The 4,760-nt window shown below is 64.9% G+C and carries 5 protein-coding genes; 1 reads left to right on the top strand and 4 read right to left on the bottom strand.

The genetic code is table 11. The features are described 5' to 3' along the window. Positions 1-936: SPFH domain-containing protein (locus tag H8A92_RS39525; RefSeq protein ID WP_229200667.1), on the bottom strand; the 936-nt coding region annotated here is incomplete at its 3' end. A 204-nt stretch (positions 937-1,140) separates the two neighbouring features. Continuing rightward, entirely contained in the window at positions 1,141-2,178 is a 1,038-nt protein-coding gene (gene hemH, locus H8A92_RS39520) for a ferrochelatase (protein WP_229200666.1), read from the bottom strand. A 115-nt stretch (positions 2,179-2,293) separates the two neighbouring features. Between hemH and H8A92_RS39515 the strand changes: the two genes are divergently transcribed. Beyond that, positions 2,294-2,692, top strand: coding sequence for an MAPEG family protein (locus H8A92_RS39515; protein WP_229200665.1), 399 nt, complete (start codon positions 2,294-2,296; stop codon positions 2,690-2,692). A 292-nt stretch (positions 2,693-2,984) separates the two neighbouring features. Here H8A92_RS39515 and H8A92_RS39510 read toward each other — a convergent pair whose 3' ends face one another. Continuing rightward, positions 2,985-4,106: a nickel/cobalt transporter gene (locus H8A92_RS39510; protein ID WP_229200664.1), complete on the bottom strand. Its 1,122-nt coding sequence runs from the start codon at positions 4,104-4,106 to the stop codon at positions 2,985-2,987. Next, positions 4,103-4,741, bottom strand: a complete 639-nt coding sequence (locus H8A92_RS39505; protein ID WP_229200668.1) for a DUF1007 family protein — start codon at positions 4,739-4,741, stop codon at positions 4,103-4,105. The genes H8A92_RS39510 and H8A92_RS39505 overlap by 4 nt, the downstream gene beginning before the upstream one ends. Between the last annotated feature and the right edge of the window lie 19 nt (positions 4,742-4,760).

Raw genomic sequence — 4,760 nt, 5'->3', positions numbered from 1 at the left:
CGCAGCCGTGGCGGATGCCGCGCTCTCGCCGAAGGTGGCGCGGGCGATCTCGCCGATGCCGGCGAGCGATCCCAGCACGCTGGTGGCTTCGATCGGCAGCATCAGTATCTTCTGGTTCGGCGACTCCGCGAGCTGGCCGAACGCCTTGATGTATTTGTCGGCGATGAAGTAGTTCAGCGCCGCGACGTCGCCCTTGGCGATCGAGTCCGACACCATCTGGGTCGCCTTCGCCTCAGCCTCGGCAAGACGCTCGCGCGCCTCGGCGTCGCGGAAGGCAGCCTCGCGGCGCCCCTCGGCCTGCAGAATCTGGCCCTGCTTGGCGCCCTCGGCGCGCAGGATTTCTGACTGCCGCTGGCCTTCCGCCTGCAGGATGTCGGCCCGCTTGACGCGCTCGGCCTTCATCTGCCGGCCCATCGCCTCGACCAGGTCGGCCGGCGGCACGATATCCTTGATCTCGATGCGGTTGACCTTGAGGCCCCAGGGCGAGACCGCGGCGTCGACCACGCGCAACAGTCGTTCATTGATCTCATCGCGATGCGACAGCACCTGGTCGAGATCCATCGAGCCCATCACCGAACGGATGTTGGTCATGGTCAGCACGACGATCGCCTGGTTGAGATTGGCGACCTCGTAGCTCGCCTTCGCCGCGTCGAACACCTGGAAGAAGGCGACGCCGTCCACCGTCACGGTGGCGTTGTCCTTGGTGATCACCTCCTGTTCGGGGATGTTGATCACCTGCTCCATCATGTTGATCTTGCGACCGATGCGATCGAAATACGGCACGATCAGATTGAGGCCGGGCGACAGCGTGCGGGTGTATTTGCCGAACCGCTCTATGGTCCAGTCAAAGCCCTGCGGAACGGTCTTGATCCCGGCGAACAGCGTAACGATGACGAGAAGAACAAAGGCGATCGCGAAAATGTCGAAGCCAGTCATAAAGTCCTCCAAGGCCCGCGCGACCTGCGAGACCGTCTCCCAGGCACGGCCGTGCATTGGTCGGCAGGACCGCCGCGCCGGTTCAGCCGGCTGTTCTTCTACCTAGCACATAGGAAGCGGTTGTGCGGGCTGCCAGATACGTGAAGGCTGAACGAATGGTTGTGGCCCGATGTCACGGATCGTTAACAAAGGGCTTCAGCCCTCCTAGATCCAGCCCTGAAGCTCGCGCAGCACGAGCTGCCGGATCACGTCCATGCCGCCGTCGCTGTCGTTGAGGCAGGGGATGGCTGCGAACTGCTCGCCGCCATTATGCCGGAATATCTCGGCATTCTCCTGCGCGATTTCCTCCAGCGTCTCCAGGCAATCGGCGGAGAAGCCGGGCGTGACCACGGCCATTCGCCGCACGCCGTCCTTTGCCAGCTTCTCGACCGTCTTGTCGGTATAAGGTTGCAGCCACTCGGCATTGCCGAAGCGCGACTGGAAGGTGAGAATCAGCCGGTTGGCATCGAGCCCGAGCCGCTTGCGCAGCGCGTTGGTCGTGGCGATGCACTGCGCCAGATAGGGATCGCCCTTGTCGACATACTCTTTCGGCATGCCGTGGAACGAGGCGAGGATAACCTCGGGCTGGAACGACAGAGTAGCAAGATGCTCGTTGATCGAAACTGCGAGCGCCTCGATGTAATCGGGGTCGTCGTAGTAGGGCGGCGTCACCCGCAGGATCGGCTGCGCGCGCATGGCGGCCAGCACACGAAACGCCTCGTCACAGACGGTCGCCGACGTCGCCGCGGAATATTGCGGATAGAGCGGCACCACCAGCAGCCGGCCGCAGCCCTGCGCCGCCAGTGCCTCGATGCGCTCTTTCATCGAGGGATTGCCGTAGCGCATCGCCCAGTCGACCACGACGTGATCGTGATCGGCAATGGCCTCCGCCAGCTTGTCGGCCTGCGAGCGCGTGATGGTCTTCAGCGGCGACTCGTTCTTCTCGGTGTTCCAGATCTTCAGATAGTCGCGCGCCTTGCGGGCCGGACGGACGCGCAGGATGATGCCGTTGAGGATCAGCTTCCAGAGCAGGCCCTGATCCTCGATCACCCGCGGATCGGATAAGAATTCCTTGAGGTAGACCCGCACGCCCGCGGCATCCGCGGTATCCGGCGTGCCGAGATTGACCAAGAGCACGCCGACACGCTCCGGCTTCGGCGCCGCGGCGGGCTTTGCGCTCTCGAACGGGATCACGGTGCTCATGATGGCCTTGCGCCTGAAGTCCTTGGCTTGGGGGCTTTGGGCTTCGCGCGTTGCTCCAACCTTGTCAAGCCGAGTGCGGGTTGGCTACGTTCCGCTCCGTGAATGAGGGGAAACCATGACGATCGCCGAATGGTGCGTCTTCGGGACGCTGATGCTGTCGCTGCTGACGATCGTATCGGTGAAATGGACCGGCTTCCGCGGGTTCGACAATGCGAAGCCGCGCGATCCCGACTTCTATGACGATCCGATCCGCTCGCGCGCGCTCGGCGCCCACCAGAACGGCCTCGAGGCCTTGCCGTTCTTCGCCTTCGCCGTGCTGCTCGCCGAATTCCGCGTCGGCCCGCTGCGGCTGATCGACGAGCTCGCCGTGCTGTTCCTGATCGTGCGGATCGCCTACGTCTTCACCTATATCGGCAACCGCCCGACCTTGCGCTCGATCCTCTGGAGCATCGGATTCGCGATCAACGTCGCGATCTTCCTGCTGCCGGCGATCAGGGGATATCTGACGAGGTGAGTTGCCTCTCTCCCTGCCCCCGTTGTTACGTGAGGTGAGTACGCCGGTCAGGCTCCCTCTCCCCTTGCGGGAGAGGGTGGGGAGAGGGGTGGACCCGGGAGAGATGTACGAGGGCGAGCAAAGCCCCATCAGCCAAGAGCTCGCTCGCCGCTTGGTAAGCGCCCGCACCTAACAAGCAGCTGAGCAAGCGGCACCCCTCTCCCTAACCCTCTCCCGCAAGGGGAGAGGGAACCCTCGGAGCGATGCTTCCCTCACTCAGGAGACCTCTCCCCGCAAGCGGGGCGAGGTAACCTCAAAGACACGTCGCCCGTTCGGCCGCGACATAGCCGAGCAGCAGCCCGAGCCCGAACAGCAGCACGAGACCCGCTGCGGCGAATTCCAGGCCGCGCATGATCACCATGCCGCCGCCGTCGCGCGCCGCGCTCAACCGCTCGGCCACGCCGCGCGCCGACACCGCGACCAGCGCGATCGCCGCCACCGTGATCGCGGTGCCGAGCCCCATCACGAAGGTTGCGGCGATGCCGGCCCAGAACAGGCCCTGTGCCAGCGCGAACACCAAGACCAGGATCGCACCCGAGCACGGCCGGATCCCGACCGTGAGGATCGCGCCGAGGCCGCGCCGCCAGCCGCCGGGACCGGCAAGCTCGGCCGGCGTCGGCCCGTGCGAATGGCCGCAATGCTCGTCATGGACGTGGCTCGCGTCGTGCCCGTGATCGTGGCCGTGGTCATGATGATGATCGTGATCGTCATGCGCGTGATGATGATGGTGATCATGGCCATGGCCGTGGTGATCGTGATCATGGTGGCCGTGATCGTCCTGCCGCGCGCCGGCCATCGCCAGAGCCGCGCGCGGCACCTGAAGCGCGCGGACAAAGCCGCCGCCCTTGACCCACACCAGCCGGGCGCCGAACGCTGCGATCAGCGCGTAGCTTGCGATCTCGATCGCCTTCTCCGCGCCGCACATGGTCTTGGCCGTCGCATTGAGCAGCCAGGCGCAGATACCAACGATCAGAACGGCGACCAGCGACTGCATCAGCGCCGAGGCGAACGACAGCACGATGCCGCGCCGCGCGGTCTCGCGATTGGCGACCATGTAGGACGAGATCACCGCCTTGCCGTGGCCGGGCCCCGCGGCATGGAAGATCCCGTAGGCAAAGGAGATTGCAAGCAGCGTCCAGACCGCCGATCCGTCCGATTTCGCCGCGCGGATGGTCTGCGACATCTCGCGGTAGAACTCCGACTGCTTTGCCAATAGCCAGCCGACCAGCCCACCCTGCGGTTCGGCTGCGCGCGGCGCGCCGAACGGATTTTGCGCCAGCAGCGCATGGACCGCGCCGTCGAGAACCGCGAATCCCGCGAGCACCGCGGCGGACACGGCGAGGCCGCGTATCAGGCGCGAGACGATCAGCGTCATGGGCAATCCACCATGATCTTGTTGGCGAACATCATGCCGAAATTGCCGTTGCCGCCGTCGAGAAAATTCTGCTCGCCGAGCTTCTGCGCGGCGGCGGTGCCGTCACTGTTCGGCCGCTCGAACTGCATCTTGCAATCTACGGCGGCGCCGACCAGCTTGACCGGCTCCTTCTGGGCGAACTGGAAGTCGATGAAATAGGTCGGGTCGAACACCTCGAGCGAGAGCTGCTTCGCCTTGAACGGCGTCTTCACCGGCAAAGTGAAGTGCAGCGTCAGCGCCGAATCCTTGTATTCGAGGAAGTAGTCGACCGGCTCGGTGAACTTCTGCTTCTTGCCGTCGCCCTTGGCGAAGGTGAAGTAGGCGTATTCCTTCAGCGACTCGACATTGGTCTGGGCCAGCGGCGCCAGCTCCTCGCGGCTGTAGGCGCCCTTCACCTTGGTCTCGAGGCCCTGCAGCGCATAGGTCGAGAACATGTCGTCGAAGGTCCAGGCGTGGCGGACCCCGGTGATGGTGCCGTCGGGCGCGTAGATCAGCTCGCTTTTGGCGACGATCCAGACATGCGGATGGGCCTCGGCGGCCGCCGTGCCGAGCACGGCGGACACCGCAAACACGAGCCCGGCGATCAGCCGGTTCAGGGACGTCCGCACCTTCAGG

The organism is Bradyrhizobium acaciae, assembly GCF_020889785.1.
Taxonomy (GTDB): Bacteria; Pseudomonadota; Alphaproteobacteria; order Rhizobiales; family Xanthobacteraceae; genus Bradyrhizobium; species Bradyrhizobium acaciae.
This window is presented reverse-complemented; position numbering and strand designations above follow the sequence as displayed.